Source organism: Faecalicatena contorta, from assembly GCF_022835095.1.
Taxonomy (GTDB): domain Bacteria; phylum Bacillota; class Clostridia; order Lachnospirales; family Lachnospiraceae; genus Faecalicatena; species Faecalicatena contorta.
Window position 1 is genome coordinate 1,332,028 of record NZ_BQNQ01000001.1, and the last position, 21,406, is coordinate 1,353,433.

Sequence of the window (21,406 nt, forward strand, 5' to 3'; positions counted from 1 at the left end):
AATGAGTTATGTAAAATACGAATACGGGCTACTAGAGGGATCAGACCCCTCTGCAGAGAAAAGGAGGAGGAATAAATGATTGATGCAAAGCACTATAATTTTGCTTTTCTGGATGAGGGATCGAAGCGTGAAATCAGAAGGAGCATATTAAAGGCAGTGGCCATCCCCGGCTACCAGGTCCCTTTTGGTTCCAGAGAGCTGCCCATTGGCAGGGGCTGGGGGACGGGGGGTATTCAGATCACTCTGTCCATTATCGGAAAAGAGGATGTACTGAAAGTGATCGATCAGGGCAGTGATGACAGTGTCAATGCTGTAAATATAAAAAAACTGGTGGAAGAATGCACCGGGGTGGAACTTACCACGGATTCGGAAGAAGCCAGTATCATTCAGAGCCGCCACAGAATACCGGAGATTCCCATGAGAAATGACCAAATACTGGTCCTTCAGGTGCCGACGCCGGAACCTCTGCGTATGGTAGAGCCGAGGGAATCTGTGACAAAACAGATGCATGCGGAAGCAGAGTACAGCGGTATGTGGCTTTCCCTTTTTGAGGATCTGACCCAGTACGGGGATATCAGCATCAGTTCCGAATACCCGGTCATGGTGGAGGAACGTTATGTCATGAATCCCAGCCCCATCCCGAGGTATGACAACCAGAAGCTGAATGACAGCGATACCCTGTATCTGTTCGGCGCAGGACGGGAAAAGAAGATCTATGCCATCCCGCCGCATACGGATGTGGTATCCATGTGTTTTGAGGATGTTCCGTTTAAAACAGAAGACTTTGAAGGAAAACAATGCAGACTATGCGGTGCACAGGGAGTATATCTGGATGAGATCATAGATGAGAGTACCGGAGAAAAGGTATACGAATGCAGTGATACCGGATTCTGCCGTGGCAGAAGGGAGCGTGGAGCATAATGGAAAAGCCCGTAATGGATATTCAGAATCTGACCGTGCGTTATGGAAAAACCTGTGATTACTGCAGGAATGGAGGAGCACTGGTCAAAAACACCTGTCCCCGTTGTAAAACCGTCTGGGCATGCAGCGATATTCATATAACTTTGTACGAGGGCGAAATACTGGGAATCGTAGGAGAGTCAGGTTCCGGAAAATCAACACTGATGAAAAGTCTGTATTTTGATTTTGATATAACGGAGGGAAAAGGGTATCTCCGCGATTTTGAGAATGGGGAGGCCGATATTTTCGAACAGAGCCTGCAAAGGAAAAAGTATATAAAAAACCATATCATGGGAATGGTTTACCAGAATCCCCTGCTCGGCCTTCGGATGGACTACTCCGGCGCAGGCAACATTGCCGAGAAGCTGATAGCTGCCGGCCAGCGGAATTTTGCGGGGATGAACGAACGCGTAGAGGAACTGCTGGATGCCGTGGAAATTCTGCAGTCCAGGAAGAAGGAACCGCCGAAAAACTTCAGCGGAGGCATGCAGCAGCGCGTACAGATCTCCAAGGCACTGGCAAATAATCCGGCGATTCTCCTATTGGATGAAGTCACCACGGGGCTGGACCTGTCCGTGCAGGCAAAAGTGCTGGAACTGATCCGCAGAATCCGGCAGGAATTCCACATTTCCATCATGCTGGTTTCCCATGATCTGGCGGTGATACGCATGCTTGCAGACAGAACAATTGTTATGCTGGACGGAAAGATCATCGAGCAGGGGCTGACCGATCAGATCCTGGATGACCCGCAGCAGCCATATACCCAGCAGCTGGTCCATTCCCTTTTGTAATAGGCGGAATAGGAATTATGTAACAACTAGAATGGGAAATATGTAACAGCTGGAATAGGAATTATGCAACAGATGAAATGGAATTTGTGTAACAGAGGAATAAAATATGCAACAGCTGAATTGGAAAAATGTGAGGAAGATTACATGCAGAAAATAATAACAAACGGAATCATTGTCCTGGAGGATCAGATGCTGCAGGACAATGATGTGGTGATAGAAAACGGCAGGATCACCGGCATCCGGCGAACTGGGGATACGGATAAAACCGGTTCCCGCGAAATCTATGATGCCGGTGGAGCCTATATTATGCCGGGCATTATAGATATTCATTCCGATATGATCGAGACATATATACAGCCGCGCAGTACTGCGGTCATGGATTTTGAAATGGCCCTGGGGGAAGCGGAGCGGGTGCTGGCTGTCTGCGGTATCACGACAATGTTTCACTCTATATCCATGTTCAGAGACGGTTCCTGGGACGTAAAAGAAATCAGACAGTCCTCCCAGGTAAAGAAACTGGCCGGGCTGATCGGAGAATACCGGCACAGGAGGAGGCTGATCCGGCATAGATATCATCTGCGCTATGAAATAGATAATCTGGACTGCTATGAAGAGGTGGCGGCCATGCTTGAAGGCGGCCTGGTGGATCTGCTGTCCTTCATGGATCATTCGCCGGGACAGGGACAGTATAAAAATCTGGATATTTACCGGAAACATCAGCCAGACGAGGGCAGGGGCCTTTCCGGGAAGGAATTTGAGGAACTGGTACAGCGGGAAATGCAGAAAAAAACAGTGACGTTTCCACAATTGAGGAAACTGGCAGAGATAGCAGCAAAACATGGGATCTCCGTGGCGAGCCATGATGATGATACTATAGAAAAGCTGGACATGAACCGGGAACTGGGCGTGTCCATCAGTGAATTTCCGATTACGCTGGAAGTGGCAGAGACCGCAGTGAAACAAGGACTTCAGACCGTTTTAGGGGCGCCGAATATACTGCTGGGGGGATCCCACTCCGGAAATTTGTCCGCACTGGAGGCAATTCGGGCAGGCGCCGCCAATATTCTTGTATCTGACTATTACCCTCAGGCCCTGCTGCAGGCAGTATTCTGTCTGAACAGGGAACACGGCATCCCTCTCTGGGAGGCAGTGCAGTATGTGACGGCCAATCCCGCCAGGGCTGTGGGGCTGGATCAGGAGCTGGGGTCTGTGGAAATTGGAAAGAGAGCAGATCTGCTTATCGTAGATGCAGAAGAGGGAAAACCTGCAGTGAAGCAGGTATTTGTGAATGGAGAATGTATTATGGAATGCCGTTACCGTGTGGCGGATTAGGAGGATATATGGAGCATATACTGGAAATTAAGGGGCTGTCGAAACAATTTTATCTGCATGAGCAGGGCAGGGAGATCAAGAGCTGCAGGGACATCAGCTTTACACTGGACAAAGGTGGGTTTATTGGAATCGTGGGAACATCAGGGGCCGGAAAATCTACGGTTCTGCGCTGCATTTACCGGACCTATTCCGTCACCACCGGAAGCGTGATGTACGATTCACTTTCCTACGGCAGGCTGGATCTGGCAAGAGCGGAAGAAAGAAAAATCATTCATCTGCGGAAAGTAGAAATCGGATATGTATCGCAGTTTCTGAGCATACTTCCCCGCACCACAGCCCGGGAGCACGTGATCAACGGCGCTCTGGACGCAGGCTTTTCCTATGAAGAGTCCAGAGAAAAAGCGGAAGAAATGCTGCGATACTTTAAGCTGAGCGAGACGCTCTGGGATATCTATCCCAACACGTTTTCCGGCGGGGAGAAGCTGAGGCTGAACCTGGCTCATGCCATGGTAAAGACACCAAGGCTTTTATTGCTGGATGAACCGACGGCATCACTGGACAACAGCACAAAGCTTCTGGTAAAAGAATTACTGATGAAACTAAAAGCAGAAGGAACATCCATGATCGGTATATTCCACGATCTGGAGTTCATGGAAGGACTTTGTGACCGCGTGTACAATATTTCAAAGGGCAGCTTTCAGACAGAGGAGGCGGTTTGATGTACCGGGCGGACTTACATATACATACAGCGGTATCTGACTGCAGCCTGCAGACTGAGGCCATTCTTGCGGGGGCGAAAGCGGCGGGGATAACACATCTGTCTTTTACAGACCATGATACAACGCTGGATGCAGAAAAGCACAAGGAATTGGCGGAACAACAGGGCATTCAGTCTATTATTGGAATCGAAATGTCCGCATTTGATTTTAAAAGAAATAAAAAAGTTCATATACTTGGATATAAGTATCAGACTAACCGGCAGATTGAAGCCATTGGAAAAGAAACATTGAAAAAAAGAAATGAAAACTGTCTGAAGCAGATCGAGATACTACGGGACCTCGGATACCGCATATCCGCGGAGGAGATCAGGAAGACGGCAGGGTCCTGCATTTATAAGCAGCATATTTTGGATTATCTGGTAAAGACCGGGCAGAGTGAAACGCTGTTCGGGAGAGTTTACCAAAATATATTTAAAAACCAGGGTCCCTGTGACTTCGACATTGAATATCCCGCTGCAGAGGATGTCGTGCAGGCAATCAAGGCGGATAAAGGATACGCGGTGCTGGCCCATCCGGGGCAGCAGGGAAACTACGGGGTGATACACCGGCTGGCGGAGGCAGGTCTGGACGGGATCGAGTGGAACCACCCCTCCCACGGAAAGTCCGACAGAAGAAGGATTGAGGAGTACTGCCGCAGCTACCGCCTGTTCATGACAGGGGGAAGTGATTTCCATGGCAGGTACGAAAACGGGAAGACAATGCTGGGAGCCTATCCCGCACATGAAAGCAGTGAGATCTTGTTTATTCCATAAAATGTAAAATAATTTAACATATCCGGGGAAATATTTTACAGAATTCCAACCAACAGATGATAAAAATTCAATAATCGGACGATATAATTACCTTGTGAAATGAAGATTAATAAGAAATCTGGAGGTAATTATGAAGAAGATTATAGTAATGGGAATGATAGCCCTCATGACTCTGAGCACACTGACAGGATGCGTGACAAAGGCAGATGCAAAGGACAGCAGCAGCACATCGTCAGGTGCAGGAGACGAAAATGTCATCAATGTATATACCGCTCTCGAGGACGAGCAGGTGACGGATTATCTGGAAGAATTTAAGGAACAGAACCCGGATGTCACAGTAAATGTAACCAGGGAATCCACCGGTATCATTACATCAAAACTGCTTGCGGAAAAGGACAATCCGGTTGCAGATGTGGTATGGGGCCTGTCGGCTACCAGCCTGCTTGTACTTGCACAGGATAATATGCTGGAACCTTACGAACCGGAAGGAGCGGACAGAATTCTTCCGGAATTCAAAGACAGCGCGGATGTACCTTCCTGGGTGGGTATTGATGCTTGGGAAACTGCATTCATTGTAAATAAGGAAGTCCTAAAATCCAAGGGAATCGATACTGTACCAAAATCTTATGAAGACCTGCTGGATCCGAAGTATAAAGGTCTGATTGCAATGTCTAATCCCGCATCTTCCGGCACCGGTCTCTTAACTGTCAATGGAATTCTCAGCCTCTACGGCGATGAGGAAGGATGGGACTATCTGGATAAGCTTCATGAAAACGTAGCAGTTTATATGCATTCCGGTTCTCAGCCAGCTAAGGCCACAGCAGCAGGGGAATATGGAATCGGCATCTCCTTCGGTTACCGCTGCATTCAGTCTGCAGAAGAAGTGGGAAGCGAAATCTGCGAGGCAGTGTTTCCGTCAGAGGGTTCCGGATGGGATATGGAAGCAAATGCGCTGATCAAAAAGGAAAACGAAAAAGAGATATCTAAAAGTTTCCTGGACTGGGCAATTTCTGACAACGTAATGAAAAAATATGCAACCAATTATCCGATTGTTGCAACCGGCGCCAGCGATAACATTCCAGAAGGGTACTCCCAGAATCCGCTGGATCAGCTGATCCCGGATATGGACTTTAACAAAGCTGCAAAGAACAGAGAATCCATCCTGGAAAGCTGGACCGAGCGTTACGATTCCAAGAGTGCTCCGGAAGAATAGAGGTACAAGATATGAGCGTAAGTTTAAAAATCAGCGGTGTTTCTAAGGTTTTTGAAAAGAATGTGGCATTGAACCATGTGAACTTACAAATCCAAGCAGGCGAATTCGTATGCCTGCTTGGCCCTTCCGGGTGCGGCAAATCCACATTGCTGCGTTTAATAGCCGGCCTGGACCGGCCCAGTGAGGGGCGGATATATATCAACGACAGAGATGTGACCAATCTCCCGCCGTCCAGAAGAAATTTTGGGATCATGTTCCAGTCCTATGCGCTCTTTCCGAACCTTTCGGCATACGAAAATGTGGCATATGGGCTGCGTAATAAAAAGATAAAGAATAAAGACATCGAAGAACGGGTAGGGCGCCTGTTTGAGATGATTAAACTGACCAATGCAAAGGACCGCCTGCCGTCCCAGATGTCGGGCGGAGAACAGCAGCGTGTTGCACTGGCAAGGGCACTGGCGACAGAGCCCGATTTTTTGCTGCTGGATGAACCCTTATCCGCGCTGGATGCTAAGGTCAGGGTTGCCCTGCGCAAAGAGATCTGCAGCATTCAGAAAGAACTGGGGCTTACGACCATTATGGTAACCCATGACCAGGATGAAGCCCTGACCATGGCGGACAGAATTATTGTCATGAATAAGGCGGTTGTGATGCAGGAGGGAACTCCGGAAGAAATCTATGAGCATCCGAAGAATCCTTTTGTAGCGGATTTCATCGGCTCTATTAATTTTATTGACCGTGAAAAGAGCAGAGTATACAACCTGGGAAATTATGAGCGGGTGGCCATACGTCCTGAAAAGATAGAAATAGAAAGAACGGCAGGCAGGGAAAGCCTGCGCGGGAAGATAGCAGATATTGAATTCAGAGGATTTTATAACCGTGTTTCTGTGCAGGTGAGCCATGTGGTCTATGGCGATATGGTGCTGTATGTGGATGTGCCTTTCCAGGCGGCAAAAGAAAAGAAATTCCGAGTGGGTGAGATCGTGTTTGTTAATATGCCGCGCGAAGAACTGCTTGGGTTTGAATCCGCATAATTAAAACGGGCGGGTCCCGGAACATCATTTAAGGAGAAAACAACATAACATGAACCGTATAAAAACATTCGTAAGGAGAGGAGAAAAGGAGGATATTGTCAGAGGAGCCGCAATTTACCTGGTTATGATTTTTCTGGTTCTCTTCCTGGTTCTCCCCCTGTGTACCCTGTTCCTGAAGGCATTTCAGGACAAGAGCGGTGCATTTGCAGGCCTGTCCCAGTTTGCAAAATATTTTCAGAGCAAATCCATGGTTTATTCCATATCACATACCTTTTTTATTGCAGTTGTATCCACATTCATATCAGTGACACTGGCATTTTTTTTCGCCTATTCCCTGGCACGAAAAAACGTGCCGTGGAAAGGATTTTTCAGGTATGTAGGAATGATCCCGATCTTCGCTCCCACCATGCTGCTTGGGATTGCATTGATCTATCTGTTTGGAAATAAAGGGATCTTCACCGCACTCGGCTGGCAGGTACCCTTATACGGCAGAGTGGGGATTATTATCGCGGAAAGCATCTACTGTTTCCCGGTGGCGACAACGATTCTGACGGTGGCATTTTCCGCTGCTGACAACCGGCTGTATGAGGCTGCAGAAACAATGGGTACTTCGGCGGTCCGGAAAATGTTTACGATCACCATACCGAACGTCAAGTACGGACTGATCAGTGCCATATTTGTAGCGTTTACCTACAGTTTTACCGATTTTGGCGCCCCCTCGGTTGTGGGAGGCAACTATAACGTGCTGGCAACAGACGTCTACAAGCAGGTAGTGGGGCAGCAGAACTTTAACATGGGTGCGGTAGTGGGAATCATCCTGCTGTTTCCGGCCGTTCTGTCCTTCGCAGTGGATCGGATTACAAATAAAAAGCAGAATGCGGCGATCAGCGCAAAATCCATACCATACCAAATCAAACCACACAGGCCCAGCGACATGGCGGCAACTATATTCTGTTTTCTGATCACGCTGGCTATGCTGTTGTTTTTTGCAGTCGCCCTGTTTGCCTCTCTGATCAAATTCTGGCCCTACAACCTGACATTTACACTGTCCAACTATGACCTGGGCAGAATCTCCTCAGGCAGCGGAATCACTGCATTCAAAAATTCCATAATCATAGCGCTCATATCGGCATTTCTGGGAACTTTCATCACATTCCTGGGAGCATACCTGATTGAGAAAAACCAGAAGTTCAAGGCCAGCAGAAGATTTACATACATGCTCTCCATCACCCCAATGGCGATTCCGGGAACCGTTGTAGGCCTGAGTTTCATCATGTTTTTCAACGCGCCAGACTTCAAGATCCCATTCACAGACGGCTACGTACTACAAAATCCTTTCCACTTTCTATACGGAACCATCTGGATCATCGTATTGGCAAACATGATTCACTTCTACTCCGTGCCCTTTAGCACCGCCACAACCGCCCTGAAAAGGCTGGACAAAGAATTCGAAACCGTATCCGAATCCCTCGCAGTCCCCTTCTATAAGACCCTGCGCCGCGTCACACTCCCTCTGTGTACGCCCGCAATCTGCGAAATGTGGGTATACTTTTTCGTGAACTCCCTGGTCACCGTATCCGCGGTCGTATTCCTGTTCACCCCGACGGCCCCCATAGCGGCCGTAGCCATAGTAAGCCTTGAAGGCGCAGGTCAGACCGCCCCCGCCGTAGCGATGTGCATGCTCCTCCTCTTCATAAATCTAATCGTAAGGGCACTCTACGAAGCCGGCCGGCATAGAGGGCAGAAAACAGGTTTATCATCCTGATGTTTCTGCAAAGCCGGGGCAGAATACCTGTCCCTCAGCATGTGTATGTGCACCGGGGCGGTTATTCGTGTTATTGCGAAAAATATAAGAACTATTTGTAATTTTTTATCTGATCGTCGTTCTTGTGTTGACAATATTCTTATTTCAGGGTATGTTTGTCTGGAAAAACTGAATCATACTATTCATCAAATGCTCGAAAGAGGTAAAAGGGAATCAGGTGAAAAGCCTGAACGGTCCGGCCACTGTATCCAGGGAGTGAAAGCTGTAAGATGTCATTGCAGAATCTGTATTTTGTGAGAAGGCACAGCATGAGCGGTAATCTGGAAGTCAGGAAACCTGTTTGACGAATAAGAGAGGAAACTTCCGGTTAAAAGTGCCCTGTCTGAATATTTAAAGTTGTTACGTACATTTTTGGAGACAACTTTGTTTGTGTGTACCTAAAGTATATACATGTATTAGACATTTGCTTATTTCGGGCAGATGTCTTTTTTATGATATAGGAAGTTCCTCTGGGAGGATGCACACGCCGCGATAAGGCATATAGCCGCGAAGCGGCGCGGCGGCGCCAAATCGTGCAAGCTCACTCTGTACTTTTGCAGTTATAAGCAGAAGTTAGAGAATGAAGATGAATATTTGTGAGGATAGTTTTAAACTATTAATGGAAAGAGGAGAAAAAGTATGAAATTGAGAAACAAACTGATCAGCATAATGCTGGTGCTTGCATTAGGAATGAGTATTACAGCATGTGGAAAAGATGCTTCCGATGCGGATGCAGCATCCGCGGAAAAGGCAAAACCGGCACAGGAAGAAGAAACTAAAACGGAGGGGGAATTTCCCTTTACATTAAAAACGCAGGATGATATCGAAGTTACATTTACACATGTGCCTGAAAGAGTAATTGCAGCCAATGCATGCACAGGTGACGAATTAATGGCAATGGGACTGGGAGACAAAATTATCGGCAGAGCATATACAAATTCTAAAATCAATCCAGAGTGGAATGATGCGTATTTAAAGATTCCAGAGCTTGCAGAGTCAGCCCCCTCATTGGAGGCAATCCTGGCGCAGGAGCCGGATTTTGTCTATGGGCGGTCCAGTGCATTTTCTGAAAAAAATAATACAGAACATGGGACATTAAACGGCTATGGTATTATGTCACTTGCTTCAATTGAAGGATATACGATCGGTGCGGATGTTGATGTTGTATATGAAGATTTTTATAACCTCGGACGTATCTTTGGTCTGGAAGACAGAGCAGAAGAAATCGTAGAGGAAATGAAGGCTCAGATCGAGTCGGCTGAAAATGCGGTGAAGGGTCAGGAAACCGTGAAAGTATTTGTTTATGATATGGCGCAGGACGGCGGAGCATATACCTGCGGAAATAATTTTACTGCAAAACTGATTGAACATGCAGGAGGGAAAAATATCTTTTCCGATATGGATAAGACCTGGGCAAATGTAAGCTGGGAAGAAGTAGTAGAACGTGCCCCGGAAGTCATTGTGATAGACGATTACGGTGATACCTCTTTAGAACAGAAAATATCCGAATTAAAAGAGAATCCGGCATTGGCAGCAGTACCGGCAATTGCAAATGACAGAATTATTTCTGTAAATCTTTGCGAGGTATTCGCAAGCTCTATGACGGGAGATACAATTGAAAAATTTGCAAAAGCATTCCATCCGGACTGTTTTGAATGAAAGTGATGTACAGGTATGAAGAATATTTGTATGGCTATAAAAAAGCATAGCGTTGTATGTTCCATTATTCTTTGTATACTGCTGATCATTTCTATTGTTTTGGCCGTCGGAATAGGGCCGGTTACCATAGACTTTTTTTCCGTCTGGAAAATTGTGCTGCATAACATATCCCAGTACATTGGTCTGGAACATCTGATTTCTATAGAAGAAATGAAAAACAGTACACAGAATATTGTCTGGTTTTTAAGGGTGCCAAGGGTGCTCCTGGGCGGCCTTGTAGGAGCGGGGCTGACACTTTCCGGGATCTGTATGCAGGCGTTTACAAAGAATCCGCTTGCAGAACCCTATGTGCTGGGAATTTCATCCGGCGCATCTTTGGGGGCCGTGCTGGCAATGCTTGCCGGAGTCTGGCTTCCATGGAGCGGAAGGTTAACCGTCTCCACAGGTTCTTTTGCCGGAGCGATGGTATCAATGCTTTTTGTGTACACTCTGGCAAGAACAGGAAATGCAGTGACGCCAGTACGTTTAATCTTAGTGGGAGTTGCAGTCTCGTCTTTATTCAGCGCTTTGACGAATTACATCGTGTATACGGCCCCGAATGATGCGGCGGTAAGAGAGGCAACCTTCTGGATGCTGGGTGGATTAGGAAGTGCTGAATGGAGCGATATCCCTCTATTGGGGATACTCATTATCCCGGCATTTTTGTGCCTGATGTACCTGTCCAGGGCCTTAAATGCACTGCTGATGGGAGAACATTCAGCCATTACACTTGGTGTAAATGTAAATATTGTGAGGCGGATTCTCATCATTGTGTCTGCCTTATTAACAGCTTCTGCCGTTGCAGTAAGCGGCTGTATTGGATTTATCGGGCTGGTAGTTCCCCATATGATCCGCTCCATTGTAGGAGCGGATCACAAAAAACTAATTCCGCTTTCAGTTCTTACAGGCGCCCTGTTCATGATCTGGGTAGATGTGGGAGCCAGAATGCTTCATCCGCCGACGGAAATCCCCATAGGAATCCTGACAGCATTTATCGGGGCCCCGTTATTCCTGTGGATGATAAAGGTACGTCAATACGAGTTTAAATAAGGGGGATCAGCATGACATGATAGAAATCAAAGAACTTTCTTATCAAGTACGGGACAGACAGATACTATCCCAGATTGATATGCACATAAAAAAGAAAGAATTTGTAGGCATAATCGGCCCAAACGGAAGCGGAAAGTCTACACTTCTAAAAAATATATATAAAGTCCTCAAACCACAGGAAGGCAGCATCTTCCTCATGGAAGAAAATCTAACAGCTATGAGCAATCGGGAAATGGCGCAAAAATTATCGGTCCTCATCCAAGAGCAGGAAGCAAGCTTTGACTTTACCGTAGAAGAAGTTGTAATGATGGGCCGTCACGCCAGAAAAAAGATGCTGGAATCAGAAGACAATAGGGACAAAAAAACAGTACAAGAAATCTTAAAAAAGATCGGACTCTATTCCATAAGCAGCCAGAGTTTTCTCACCCTCTCAGGAGGCGAAAAACAAAGAGTCCTGATAGCCCGTGCATTCGTCCAGGACACACCCTGCCTAATCCTGGACGAGCCCACAAACCACCTGGACATCAAATACCAGCTAGAACTAATGAATCTGGTAAAAGCCCAAAACAAAACCGTAATAGCCGCAATACACGACCTAAACATAGCATCCTTATATTGCAGCTATTTATATGTCTTAAAAAATGGCCAAATTGCAGCCCAAGGTCCGCCCCAGGAAGTCCTGACAGAAAAAACAATCCACGAAGTGTACGGCGTACATGCAACTTTATACACAGACCAAACCGGCCAAAAACACATCCTATTCCACCCTCGATAGATGTTAAACACCTGTCTCCCAGCGAGCTTAGCGGCAGTTAGGAGGAAAACGGACAGAAACGTATGGCTGAAAACTGATTTCCGAATCAGTTTTCAAGAAAGCCTAAGCCGTATAGGCATCAGCCTGGGCGGTGAATGCTTTCGGTGCCATACATTTCTGTCCGTTTCTTCCTTACTGCTGCTTAACGAAGCGCCCATATTTCTCACGCCGTATGTGTCTCTGCACCCGGCCGGACATTCTGACGCACACTTCGCGCCCCCCATCTGCCCAAAAAACTTCCCTCCCCACAAACCGCCCCCTTTTATTGTAATGATTTAGATGCTATAATGATCACATCGAATAAAAAGAGAGGTGTACTATGAGTATTTATGATTTGGATGCGTACGAACTGATATTAAAAGAAGATTTATCAGACTTAAAATCGAAGGGCAGCCTTTTGCGACATAAAAAGAGCGGAGCGAGAGTTCTGCTAATGGAAAACGACGACGAGAACAAGGTATTTTCCATTGGATTCCGCACTCCGCCTTCCGACAGCACGGGTGTTCCGCACATCATGGAACATTCTGTACTGTGCGGTTCCAGGGACTTCCCGGTTAAGGATCCTTTCGTAGAACTGGTGAAAGGTTCTCTGAACACTTTTTTGAATGCCATGACCTATCCGGACAAGACTGTTTATCCGGTTGCGAGCTGCAATGACAAGGACTTCCAGAACCTGATGCATGTATATATGGATGCGGTATTTTATCCGAATATCTACGAGCACGAAGAAATCTTCCGCCAGGAGGGCTGGAGCTATAAACTGGACAGCCCGGATGGGGACCTGGAATACAACGGTGTTGTTTACAACGAGATGAAGGGGGCGTTTTCCTCTCCTGAGGGAGTGCTGGACCGGGTAATCCTGAATTCCCTTTTCCCGGATACTTCCTATGCAAATGAGTCGGGAGGGGATCCGGAATTTATTCCTGAATTGACATATGAGCAATTTTTGAATTTTCATAGAAAGTATTATCATCCTTCCAACAGCTATATCTATCTGTATGGCGATATGGATATGAAAGAGAAGCTTCAGTGGCTGGACAGGGAATACCTGAGCAGATTTGACCAGATTCCGCTGGACTCAGAGATTAAATACCAGAAGCCTTTCGAAAAAGTGAAGGAACTTGAAATTGAATACTCTATTTCAAGCGAGGAGACAGAGGAGGATAATACGTATCTGTCCTATAACAAAGTGATCGGTACGAGCCTGGATGAGAGGCTGTACCTGGCATTTCAGATTCTCGACTATGCGCTGCTTTCCGCTCCGGGTGCCCCGCTGAAAAAAGCGCTTGTGGATGCCGGAATCGGCAAAGATATTATGGGGTCCTATGACAATGGGATATACCAGCCTATATTCTCTGTGATTGCAAAGAACGCCAATTTGGAACAAAAAGAAGAGTTCCTTTCAATAATTGAAGGTACACTGAAAGACATTGTAGAGAAGGGAATCGATAAAAAGGCACTGGAAGCCGGAATCAATTACCATGAATTCCGTTTCCGCGAAGCAGATTTTGGAAATTATCCGAAAGGGCTCATGTACGGCCTTCAGATGTTTGACAGTTGGCTTTATGACGAAGAAAAACCATTCATCCACATGCAGGCAATTCCGACTTTTGACTTTTTGAAAGGGCAGATGAACACCGGATATTTTGAGTCACTGATTCAGACCTATCTTCTGGACAATACACATGCCTCTGTTGTAGTGGTGAAACCAGAGAAGGGAAGGACAGCGCGGCAGGACAAAGAGCTGGCTGATAAACTGCAGGTTTATAAGAGAAATTTAAGTCGGGAAGAAATAAATAAATTGGTAGAAGACACAAAATCATTGCTTGCATACCAGGAGGAAGAATCTCCGAAAGAGGATCAGGAGAAGATACCGGTATTGAGCCCGGAGGATATTTCCAGGGAAATCGCGCCGATCTGCAATGAAGAAAAAGAGTTGGACGGCATTAAAATGATCCATCACAATGTGGAGACAAATGGCATCGGGTATATCACACTGATGTTTGATTTATCCGGTGTTCCGGAGGAAAAACTGGTATATGCCGGACTGCTGCAGGCGGTGCTTGGAATGATCGATACGAACCATTACGGTTATGGGGAATTATTTAATGAGATCAATGTCCACACCGGGGGAATCGGAACTTCCCTGGAACTGTATGCGGACGTAACGAAAGTAAAGGAAAAGGAATTCCGCGCCACGTTGGAGATGAAAGGTAAGGCCCTTTATCCGAAGATGGATATCCTGCTTGCTATGATGCGCGAGATTTTGATGGAGTCCAAACTGGATGATGAAAAGCGCCTGAAAGAGATCCTGGCTATGCTGAAATCCAGGATGCAGATGAGCTTCCAGTCCTCCGGGCATACAACGGCGGCTCTGCGTGCACTGTCCTATGACTCACCTCTTGCTAAGTTTAAGGATGATACGGAAGGCATCGGATTTTATCAGGCCGTAAAGGAAATCGAAGAAAACTTTGAAGAAAAGAAAGCAGAACTGATCAGGAACCTCAAAGCGATTGCCATGGATATTTTCCGGGCAGATAATATGATGATAAGCTATACGTCCGCAGAGGAAGGGCTGGAATCCATCAAAGCGGGGATCGGGAAAATAAAATCAGGTCTTCATGAGGAGCCTAAGCCTGAGGAAACACCTTGTATTATTCACTGCAAAAAAAGAAACGAAGGCTTTAAGACATCTTCCAAAGTGCAGTATGTTGCTAGGGTGGGCAACTTTATTGACCATGGGGCGGATTACAACGGAGCGCTTCAGATCCTGAAAGTTATTTTAAGCTATGACTATCTATGGCAGAATGTACGTGTAAAAGGCGGAGCATACGGCTGTATGAGCAGCTTCAACCGGATTGGGGAGGGGTATTTTATCTCCTACCGCGATCCGAATCTGAGGAAGACCATGGAGACTTATAAAGGGGTTGTGAATTATCTCAGAAAGTTTACTGTAGATGAAAGAGACATGAATAAGTATATCATCGGCACCATCAGCAATATTGACCGGCCAATGACTCCGGCCACAAAAGGAGACCGTTCCATGAATCTCTATATGAATCATGTATCGGCGGACATGATCCGAAAAGAGCGCATGGAAATACTTGGCGCACAGCAGGAGGATATCCGTGCGCTCGCAGATGTTGTGGAGGCGGTACTTGCCGCAGACCAGCTGTGCGTAATCGGAAGCGAAGAAAAAATAGAAGAACAGAAAGATATGTTTGGCGAGGTAAAGACATTGTTTTAGCGTGTATCTGGCAAATCATGTCCCCGGCAGAGGCCGTTTTGCGCTGCAGATCGTTACTATGCATAGGACGGTCCGCACAGCAGTGGATGCCCGCCGGGGGCGGCGAATGCCCATGTACACTCTGACCCAGGCCAAAATGAAGGGTGAAAGAATGAAAGAAAATTATAAATCAGGATTTGTTACTTTGATCGGACGTCCAAATGTGGGAAAGTCTACTTTAATGAACTATCTGATCGGCCAGAAGATTGCGATAACGTCCAATAAACCTCAGACTACCCGAAACCGGATTCAGACGGTTCTGACGACGGAGGAAGGCCAGATTGTATTCGTCGATACTCCGGGGATCCACAAGGCCAAAAATAAGCTGGGCGAATACATGGTAAATGTTGCAGAACGGACGCTGAACGAGGTAGATGTAGTCTTATGGCTCGTGGAGCCGTCCACCTTTATCGGCGCCGGAGAGCAGCATATCATCGAACAACTAAAGCGTGTTAAGACACCGGTTATTCTTGTGATAAATAAGACAGATATGGTAAAAAAAGAAGAAGTCCTGACTTTCATAGATGCATATAAGAACGCCTATGATTTTGCTGCGATCGTGCCGGTGTCCGCGAGAAATGGGGAAAATACAGAGGAGCTGGTCAAGGTGATTATGCAGCATCTCCCATATGGTCCGCAGTTTTATGATGAAGACACGATTACGGATCAGCCCGAGCGTCAGATCGTAGCAGAACTGATCCGTGAGAAAGCCCTGCACTGCCTGCAGGAAGAGATTCCTCACGGAATCGCCGTGGCGATCGACAGCATGAAGATGGAAAAAAGGGTCATGCATATTGATGCGACGATCATCTGTGAACGGGATTCCCACAAAGGGATTATCATAGGAAAGCAGGGAAGTATGCTGAAAAAGATCGGCAGCACCGCGAGGTATGAGATCGAGCGTCTTCTCGGCTGCAGGGTAAATCTAAAACTTTGGGTAAAAGTGCAGAAAAACTGGCGTGACAGTGATTTTATGATGAAAAACTTTGGCTACCAGGATGAGCAAAGATAGAGCAAAGCCAGGAAAAATAAGGGTGTCAAGGCATTTTGCCCAAAATGTGCTGGCAGATTTTACGAGGTATAGCACTGTCTGAATCGGAGAACCTAATAGTATAACCCAAGGGTATTTCATAACAAGTACCCGGCAGGCGGGGCTGCGGCAAATCCGCAGAATTATGTATACCCAAGGGCATCCCGTAACTCATGCCCTTCGGGCGGATCTGCGGTAAAGCTGCAGAATTATGTACCACATAAGAAGAGGTGATCTGATGGAAGAAGAATACTGGAATAAGTTTTTTGCAACCGGAAGTGTGAAGGATTATCTGTCCTATAAGATGCAGGAATCTGCAGATGAGAAAGGGCAGATAAAGGAAAAAAGTGTGGGAGTAAGCAATTGTGAATCAGATTGTACTGACAGGTATGGTTCTGTCTACAGCGCCAATTGGGGAATATGACAGAAGAGTAGTAATTTTAACAAAAGAACAGGGAAAGTTAGCTGCGTTTGCCAAGGGCTCAAGGCGTCCAAACAGCCCTCTGGTAGGCGCAGTTAATCCGTTTACATTTGGGGAGTTCACCATGTATGAGGGGCGCTCTTCCCATACGATACAGTCTGTCAATGTTCTGAACTATTTTGCAGAACTCCGGGAAGATATTATGGGCGCATATTACGGTTTTTATTTTCTCGAGTTTGCAAATTATTATACAAAAGAATCAAATGATGAGAGAGAAATGCTGAAACTTTTATATCAGACCATGAGAGCGCTGACCAATCCGCATATTCCCAACAGGCTCATCCGATACATATTTGAACTAAAGGCCTACTGCATCAACGGAGAGGGGCCGGAAGTTTTCCAGTGCGTGTCGTGCGGAGATAAGGAGCGCCCAGCTGTATTCAGCGTCCGAAAAGGAGGCCTGGTATGTACAGAGTGTGACAGAGATCTCATAGACGGCATCCGTTTGGACAACTCGACATTATATAGCATGCAATATATAGAAAGCAGTAAAATAGAGAAGTTGTATACATTTAATGTAACAGATAAAGTACTGGATCAATTGTCCCGGGTATTGGACCGCTACAGGGAAGTCTATGTAGATAAACGGTTTAAATCACTGGAGATACTTGAGACTCTCCTATAAAACGGGAGTTAGCGACGAGCTTTAGTCTTGGCGCGGATGGGGGGGACGCGGATGGAATTGGCTATGCGTATTATGTATCTTGTTTAAACGGATTTTACAGCTATTATTATGGAATCTTTAACAGAACTACCAATTCTATCCCATCCGGTGCAACCGTACGGGGGCCCTCCGGGGAAATGAGCTTTTACCTGCCGTCTGGATGCAACAGCGAATGACGAGGTGAGTCCGGGAGCTGGCGGGGCGATGTCTGCTGGTGAAAAGTCCATAAAGCGAGCGTTTAGAAGCTGTTGAAGAAAACGGAACGGGAAGGGAGGGCAGAATTTGCCTTACCAGGCAAATTCTGAAGCCGCCTGCGGCGCGAATGCATCGGCATTCGGGCCAAATGCGGTGGTACCTCCCTTCCCGTTCCGTTTTCTTCTACAGCTTCTTAGCGCAGTGTCAGGACATTTCACCAGCAGACATCGCCCCGCCAGCTCCCGGACTCACCTCGTCATTCGCGTCCCCCGGCCGTCAACGAGACTGAAGCTCGTCACTAAATCCCGATTTTTGGGCAAACGGCTTGAAAATCTCCCCCATAGCCGTTATAATAGTTACCAATTGAGATGAAATAGAATGTGAGGAGCAGTATTATGGTAGAAAAAACGATGGATAAAATTGTGGCTCTTGCCAAAACAAGAGGATTTGTTTACCCGGGGTCCGAGATATACGGTGGACTTGCTAATACATGGGATTACGGAAACCTCGGTGTAGAGCTGAAGAATAACGTGAAAAGAGCCTGGTGGCAGAAGTTTATCCAGGAGTCCCCTTATAATGTGGGGGTGGACTGTGCAATTCTTATGAACCCACAGACATGGATTGCATCCGGACATCTGGGCGGATTTTCAGATCCTTTGATGGACTGCCGGGAATGCCATGAGCGTTTCAGAGCAGACAAGATTATTGAGGACTACTGCGCGGAGCATGATATCGCAATCGAAGGCGCTGTTGACGCATGGTCACAGGAACAGATGTCTGCGTTTATTGAAGAGCACCAGATTCCGTGCCCTTCCTGCGGAAAGCATAATTTTACGGATATCCGTCAGTTTAACCTGATGTTTAAGACCTTCCAGGGGGTTACGGAAGATGCGAAGAACACAGTTTACCTCAGACCAGAGACTGCCCAGGGTATTTTTGTGAATTTTAAAAATGTCCAGAGAACATCCAGAAAGAAGATTCCGTTTGGTATCGGACAGATCGGAAAATCTTTCAGAAATGAAATCACACCCGGTAACTTTACCTTCCGTACAAGAGAATTCGAGCAGATGGAGCTGGAATTCTTCTGTGAGCCAGGCACCGATCTGGACTGGTTTGCATACTGGAAGCAGTTCTGCCTTGATTGGCTGAGTTCACTGGGGCTCAAAGAGGATGAGGTCAGATACCGTGATCACGATAAAGAGGAACTTTCCTTCTACAGCAAGGCAACTACAGACGTGGAATTCCTTTTCCCGTTTGGATGGGGCGAGCTGTGGGGAATCGCAGACAGAACCGACTATGACCTGACACAGCATCAGGAAGTTTCGAAACAGGACATGTCCTATTTTGATGATGAGAAGAAAGAAAAATACATCCCATATGTCATCGAACCGTCACTGGGAGCGGACCGTATGGTACTGGCATTCCTCTGCAGCGCATATGACGAGGAAGAGCTGGAGGGCGGAGACATGCGTACTGTTCTGCATTTCCATCCTGCGCTTGCGCCGGTGAAGATTGGTGTTCTGCCGTTGTCCAAGAAACTGAATGGGGGTGCGGAAAAGGTATTTGCAGAATTGTCCAAACTTTATAACTGTGAATTCGATGACCGTGGAAATATTGGAAAACGTTACCGCCGTCAGGATGAGATCGGAACACCGTTCTGTGTGACCTACGACTTTGATTCAGAGGAAGACGGTGCTGTGACTGTACGAGACAGAGACACCATGGAACAGGAAAGAATCAAAATCGAAGATCTGAAAGCATACTTTGAAGAAAAGTTAAGATTTTAACAATTTTAGGGCGTACTCTTTAGAAAAAGAGTTGCGTCCTAATCTGCTATCAGCAGAATCTGTTACAAAACGTGCGGGGCATTTTCTCCAGACGGTAAATATAAAAATAAAAGAAAGGATAACGCAGGCACGCATTTTGCATACAGTGTCTGCGCCCTTCAGATACTGGAGCATCTGAAGACTGCAAGTATCTGCAGGGGGCGGTAAAGGATATGGAAAAAAATTTATGGGAAGTTTATACAGAAGATCAGTTAAAAGAACTGGAATCGTTGACAGGTGACTACAAAAAGTTTCTGGATACAGGAAAAACAGAACGTGAGTGTGTTACAGAAGTCATCAGACAGGCTGAGGCTGCCGGTTACATAGAACTCTCCAAGGCAAATGAAGTGAAACGCGGAGATAAAGTGTATGCTGCATGGATGGGCAAATCAATTGCGCTTTTTAACATCGGGGAGGAACCGGTTGAGAATGGTATGAACATTCTAGGTGCACACATCGATTCCCCGCGCATGGATCTGAAACAGAATCCATTGTATGAGGACAGTGGATTCGCGTATTTTGATACACATTATTACGGCGGCATTAAAAAATATCAGTGGGTGACGATTCCGCTGGCAATCCATGGAGTAGTAGTACGCAAAGACGGAACTACGGTAGAGGTCTCAATTGGAGAAAAAAGCGAGGAACCGGTTTTTGTTGTAACGGATCTGCTGATACATCTTTCAGGCAAACAGCTGGAAAAGAAAGCAAACACAGTGGTGGAGGGGGAAAACCTGGATATCCTGATTGGAAGCAGACCGCTGGCAGGCGAGGAAAAGGATGCGGCTGCCGCACAGATTCTAAAGCTGCTGAAAGAGACTTATGATATTGAAAAAGAAGACCTGATGTCTGCTGAGTTGGAGGTAGTTCCGGCAGGAAAGGCCAGGGACTGCGGACTGGACAGAAGCATGATCATGGCTTATGGCCAGGACGACCGTGTATGTGCATACACCTCGCTCGCCGCCATGCTGGATGTTAAGGATGTGAAACGCACTTCCTGCTGTATCCTGGTAGATAAAGAGGAGATCGGAAGCGTTGGCGCTACCGGAATGCATTCCCGTTTCTTTGAAAATGCAGTAGCAGAGCTGATGGATAAGATGGGAGTCTTTTCTGAACTAAAGCTCCGCCATGCACTTGCGAATTCAACAATGATTTCCTCCGATGTCGGGGCTGCTTATGATCCAATGTATGCAGATGTGTATGATAAGAAATCTTCTTCTTTCTTTGGAAACGGACTTGTGATCAAGAAGCACACGGGTTCCAGGGGAAAGAGCGGTTCCAACGATGCGAATGCGGAGTATATCGCAAAGCTGCGCAGAGTATTTGATGAAAATCAGGTTGCCTTCCAGATGACAGAGATGGGCAAGATCGATGTCGGAGGGGGCGGCACTATAGCATACATACTGGCTCAGTTCGGAATGGAAGTGATAGACGGCGGAGTCGCAGTGCTCTGTATGCATGCACCTTGGGAGGTATCAAGCAAGGCGGATGTCTATGAGGCTTACCGTGCATACTGCGCATTTTTAAAAGATATGCAATAGTACTACAGCGTGATTGAAAATTGCTTGTTGCAAGTCAGTATTAGACTGTCCGGCAGGTAAGTAATAGTAAGACGGGATGAAAGGGCAGCGGCAGCCGCCGCATAACTGAAATCCCGTCTTTTCCTATGTGAAAAGAATAGATTCTGGCAGAATCAT

The 21,406-nt window shown here is 46.6% G+C and carries 17 protein-coding genes and 1 riboswitch; all 17 genes read left to right on the forward strand.

The features are described from left to right. Positions 1–75 precede the first annotated feature (75 nt). The 17 genes from MWG26_RS05925 (at position 76) to MWG26_RS06005 (ending at position 21,250) form a co-directional block, all read left to right on the forward strand. Complete coding sequence (locus MWG26_RS05925) at positions 76–921, forward strand: alpha-D-ribose 1-methylphosphonate 5-phosphate C-P-lyase PhnJ (RefSeq protein ID WP_117440752.1); 846 nt, start codon at positions 76–78, stop codon at positions 919–921. Then, the gene (locus tag MWG26_RS05930) at positions 921–1,751 is read left to right on the forward strand and encodes an ATP-binding cassette domain-containing protein (protein ID WP_044926550.1); all 831 of its coding nucleotides are present in this window, start codon (positions 921–923) and stop codon (positions 1,749–1,751) included. Before MWG26_RS05925 ends, MWG26_RS05930 begins: the two co-directional genes overlap by 1 nt. Positions 1,752–1,895: 144 nt before the next feature. After that, positions 1,896–3,083 (forward strand): phosphonate metabolism protein PhnM, encoded by a 1,188-nt coding sequence (gene phnM / locus MWG26_RS05935; RefSeq protein ID WP_025655137.1) that lies wholly within the window; start codon positions 1,896–1,898, stop codon positions 3,081–3,083. A gap of 8 nt (positions 3,084–3,091) precedes the next feature. Further along, positions 3,092–3,802 (forward strand): phosphonate C-P lyase system protein PhnL, encoded by a 711-nt coding sequence (locus tag MWG26_RS05940; protein ID WP_025655138.1) that lies wholly within the window; start codon positions 3,092–3,094, stop codon positions 3,800–3,802. Beyond that, positions 3,802–4,614: a PHP domain-containing protein gene (locus MWG26_RS05945; protein ID WP_025655139.1), complete on the forward strand. Its 813-nt coding sequence runs from the start codon at positions 3,802–3,804 to the stop codon at positions 4,612–4,614. The genes MWG26_RS05940 and MWG26_RS05945 overlap by 1 nt, the downstream gene beginning before the upstream one ends. A 130-nt stretch (positions 4,615–4,744) precedes the next feature. Beyond that, positions 4,745–5,827, forward strand: a complete 1,083-nt coding sequence (locus MWG26_RS05950) for a putative 2-aminoethylphosphonate ABC transporter substrate-binding protein (protein ID WP_025655140.1) — start codon at positions 4,745–4,747, stop codon at positions 5,825–5,827. An 11-nt stretch (positions 5,828–5,838) separates the two neighbouring features. After that, positions 5,839–6,861 carry an ABC transporter ATP-binding protein gene (locus MWG26_RS05955; RefSeq protein ID WP_025655141.1) on the forward strand — a complete coding sequence of 341 codons (1,023 nt, stop codon included), beginning with the start codon at positions 5,839–5,841 and terminating at the stop codon, positions 6,859–6,861. 49 nt (positions 6,862–6,910) lie between these two features. Further along, positions 6,911–8,626, forward strand: coding sequence for a putative 2-aminoethylphosphonate ABC transporter permease subunit (locus MWG26_RS05960; protein ID WP_117440751.1), 1,716 nt, complete (start codon positions 6,911–6,913; stop codon positions 8,624–8,626). A 170-nt stretch (positions 8,627–8,796) separates the two neighbouring features. Further along, a riboswitch (cobalamin riboswitch) is annotated at positions 8,797–8,984 on the forward strand. A gap of 320 nt (positions 8,985–9,304) precedes the next feature. Next, positions 9,305–10,324: an ABC transporter substrate-binding protein gene (locus MWG26_RS05965; protein ID WP_025655142.1), complete on the forward strand. Its 1,020-nt coding sequence runs from the start codon at positions 9,305–9,307 to the stop codon at positions 10,322–10,324. A gap of 15 nt (positions 10,325–10,339) precedes the next feature. Further along, positions 10,340–11,413 (forward strand): FecCD family ABC transporter permease, encoded by a 1,074-nt coding sequence (locus MWG26_RS05970; protein ID WP_025655143.1) that lies wholly within the window; start codon positions 10,340–10,342, stop codon positions 11,411–11,413. Positions 11,414–11,429: 16 nt separating this feature from the next. Continuing rightward, entirely contained in the window at positions 11,430–12,188 is a 759-nt protein-coding gene (locus tag MWG26_RS05975) for an ABC transporter ATP-binding protein (RefSeq protein ID WP_025655144.1), read from the forward strand. A gap of 358 nt (positions 12,189–12,546) precedes the next feature. Beyond that, positions 12,547–15,474, forward strand: a complete 2,928-nt coding sequence (locus tag MWG26_RS05980; protein WP_025655146.1) for an insulinase family protein — start codon at positions 12,547–12,549, stop codon at positions 15,472–15,474. A 151-nt stretch (positions 15,475–15,625) separates the two neighbouring features. Continuing rightward, positions 15,626–16,525, forward strand: coding sequence for a GTPase Era (gene era / locus MWG26_RS05985; RefSeq protein WP_025655147.1), 900 nt, complete (start codon positions 15,626–15,628; stop codon positions 16,523–16,525). Between the two features lie 256 nt (positions 16,526–16,781). Further along, the gene (locus MWG26_RS05990; RefSeq protein ID WP_025655148.1) at positions 16,782–16,967 is read left to right on the forward strand and encodes a hypothetical protein; all 186 of its coding nucleotides are present in this window, start codon (positions 16,782–16,784) and stop codon (positions 16,965–16,967) included. Beyond that, positions 16,933–17,649, forward strand: a complete 717-nt coding sequence (gene recO, locus MWG26_RS05995; RefSeq protein ID WP_044926552.1) for a DNA repair protein RecO — start codon at positions 16,933–16,935, stop codon at positions 17,647–17,649. Before MWG26_RS05990 ends, recO begins: the two co-directional genes overlap by 35 nt. Positions 17,650–18,278: 629 nt before the next feature. Next, positions 18,279–19,670 carry a glycine--tRNA ligase gene (locus tag MWG26_RS06000; protein WP_025655150.1) on the forward strand — a complete coding sequence of 464 codons (1,392 nt, stop codon included), beginning with the start codon at positions 18,279–18,281 and terminating at the stop codon, positions 19,668–19,670. Positions 19,671–19,882: 212 nt separating this feature from the next. Further along, positions 19,883–21,250, forward strand: coding sequence for an aminopeptidase (locus MWG26_RS06005; protein WP_025655151.1), 1,368 nt, complete (start codon positions 19,883–19,885; stop codon positions 21,248–21,250). Positions 21,251–21,406: the final 156 nt, after the last annotated feature.

Coding starts and splice junctions, on each gene's coding strand:
- MWG26_RS05925 (WP_117440752.1), top strand. CDS start 76: ATGATTGATGCAAAGCACTATAATTTTGCTTTTCTGGATGAGGGATCG.
- MWG26_RS05930 (WP_044926550.1), top strand. CDS start 921: ATGGAAAAGCCCGTAATGGATATTCAGAATCTGACCGTGCGTTATGGA.
- phnM (WP_025655137.1), top strand. CDS start 1,896: ATGCAGAAAATAATAACAAACGGAATCATTGTCCTGGAGGATCAGATG.
- MWG26_RS05940 (WP_025655138.1), top strand. CDS start 3,092: ATGGAGCATATACTGGAAATTAAGGGGCTGTCGAAACAATTTTATCTG.
- MWG26_RS05945 (WP_025655139.1), top strand. CDS start 3,802: ATGTACCGGGCGGACTTACATATACATACAGCGGTATCTGACTGCAGC.
- MWG26_RS05950 (WP_025655140.1), top strand. CDS start 4,745: ATGAAGAAGATTATAGTAATGGGAATGATAGCCCTCATGACTCTGAGC.
- MWG26_RS05955 (WP_025655141.1), top strand. CDS start 5,839: ATGAGCGTAAGTTTAAAAATCAGCGGTGTTTCTAAGGTTTTTGAAAAG.
- MWG26_RS05960 (WP_117440751.1), top strand. CDS start 6,911: ATGAACCGTATAAAAACATTCGTAAGGAGAGGAGAAAAGGAGGATATT.
- MWG26_RS05965 (WP_025655142.1), top strand. CDS start 9,305: ATGAAATTGAGAAACAAACTGATCAGCATAATGCTGGTGCTTGCATTA.
- MWG26_RS05970 (WP_025655143.1), top strand. CDS start 10,340: ATGAAGAATATTTGTATGGCTATAAAAAAGCATAGCGTTGTATGTTCC.
- MWG26_RS05975 (WP_025655144.1), top strand. CDS start 11,430: ATGATAGAAATCAAAGAACTTTCTTATCAAGTACGGGACAGACAGATA.
- MWG26_RS05980 (WP_025655146.1), top strand. CDS start 12,547: ATGAGTATTTATGATTTGGATGCGTACGAACTGATATTAAAAGAAGAT.
- era (WP_025655147.1), top strand. CDS start 15,626: ATGAAAGAAAATTATAAATCAGGATTTGTTACTTTGATCGGACGTCCA.
- MWG26_RS05990 (WP_025655148.1), top strand. CDS start 16,782: ATGGAAGAAGAATACTGGAATAAGTTTTTTGCAACCGGAAGTGTGAAG.
- recO (WP_044926552.1), top strand. CDS start 16,933: ATGGTTCTGTCTACAGCGCCAATTGGGGAATATGACAGAAGAGTAGTA.
- MWG26_RS06000 (WP_025655150.1), top strand. CDS start 18,279: ATGGTAGAAAAAACGATGGATAAAATTGTGGCTCTTGCCAAAACAAGA.
- MWG26_RS06005 (WP_025655151.1), top strand. CDS start 19,883: ATGGAAAAAAATTTATGGGAAGTTTATACAGAAGATCAGTTAAAAGAA.